Origin of the sequence: Flavonifractor sp. An52, from assembly GCF_002159385.1 — a bacterium.
GTDB lineage: Bacteria > Bacillota > Clostridia > Oscillospirales > Oscillospiraceae > Flavonifractor > Flavonifractor avicola.
In genome coordinates this window covers 1-1,520 of record NZ_NFIB01000066.1, presented here as the reverse complement: position 1 = coordinate 1,520, position 1,520 = coordinate 1, and the positions used below count along the sequence as shown (strand labels likewise).

At 60.5% G+C, this 1,520-nt stretch carries 2 protein-coding genes; both read right to left on the bottom strand.

What is annotated here, in order from left to right; all coding sequences use genetic code 11:
- The coding region (locus tag B5G06_RS13705; protein ID WP_087189603.1) for a class II glutamine amidotransferase at positions 1–639 on the bottom strand (639 nt) is incomplete at its 3' end.
- A partial coding sequence (locus B5G06_RS13700; RefSeq protein ID WP_242955516.1) for an amidoligase family protein occupies positions 639–1,520 on the bottom strand: 882 nt, incomplete at its 5' end. The genes B5G06_RS13700 and B5G06_RS13705, both read right to left, overlap by 1 nt.

The following is a 1,520-nucleotide window of genomic DNA, read 5'->3' as shown; positions in this document are numbered from 1 at the left end:
GAAGGGCTCCCCGGCCAGCCAGGTGCGGTTTACTGCCTGATGCAGAATGGCCAGGGTTGAGGCGTAGATGTACAGCCCCAGCCGCGGGTAATGCCAGATGGTCAGCGGGTTATCCCCCTTCACCAGGTACAGCCGGTCCTTATGGTCCAGCACCGTAAACACAAAGGAGCCCTCCACCGTCTCAGCCATCTCGCTCAGGCTGTCCGGTGTGAGGGCTCCCTGTTGCTCCAGCAGCTGCACCGCCACATAGCTGTCCGTCTGAATGTGGGTCTGGGGCAGCTTCTTACTCTTGCGCAGGCTCTTGTCGTTGTACAGCACCCCATTGTGGGCTAAGGCAAAGTGCAGCCTGCCCACCTTTCCCGCAAAGGGATGGTTATTCTGAGGGTATTTCGCGTCCCCCTGGGTCGTCATGCGGGTATGGCCCATTACCACTCTGGCGTCTCCCGGCACGAAGAAGCGGTGCTTGCGGGCGGGGCCTGGACCCTTGCAGATCTGGAGCCTGCCGCCGCTGTTGTAAGCGATGCCGGCGGCGTCCGTCCCCCGGACCTCGCTCTCCGCCGCCAGTGCCCGGATAAGCCTGGTCTTTTGCTTACCGGTGAGACTTCCGCTGTTGTCCATGATTCCAAAGAGACAGCACATCAGCTTTCCTCCTCGCTTTCCACAGGCTCGTTCACATAGAGCCGCCGTTCTTTCAGGTACTGCACCAGCTCCGGCTGCTGACAGCCGGATACAAAGGTAGTCCAGGCCATGCCTTTCAGCTCTTCATCAGACAGATGCACTGCTGCATCACAGATGCGGTCGATCAATTCCAAGGTAGCCAGAATGGTGTTGGTTTTTAGGGTGCCCCGGAACATCCGGAACTCCACCGTATCCGGGTTTTGCAGATTGACGCAGGTATACCGTCCCCCGTGGTAGCCCTTCTTGGCAAAGTCCAGAATATCCATGGGGTGCTCTTTGTAGCCGTACCGGGCGGCCCATCGCTCCAGCTGCCGCTGGGTGCGGCGGCTGAACTTCAGCAGCTCCTCCCAGTGTTTCTCAAAGAAGTAGAGCACCCGGGCAATGGCCTGGTCCTGCTCCTGCTGGGTAGGCCCGAAGGCCGCCCGGCTCACATGGATGTGGAGCCCGCAGGTGCTGGCCCGGTGGCTGCGGTAGCCCAGGGAGAGGGCCTTCCGGCAAACATCCTCCCAGGGCATAGCGTGAAGCTGCCAGTCCAGGGACAAAGGATGGGTCACCAGCTCCAGGCCGTCGTCCAGGGAACCGTCGTGTTTGATGTACATCAGAGGATACCCGGCGTTAGCGATATCCAGTAGCGCCCGGGCGCTGTCCGGATCCTCGCCGCCCTGATCCAGCTCCAGTTCCACACCGAAAAACCGGGGCCCCTCTCCCTGGAAGATGGGCTCCGGTTTGTAATAATAATCGTGGATGGGCTTGTCCCGGGACAGGGTATGGAAGCAGTCCAGGCAGTAGGGCCGCTCGTCAAATTCGTCCGACTCTTCGTAATAGGCCCCGGTCTCTCTCAC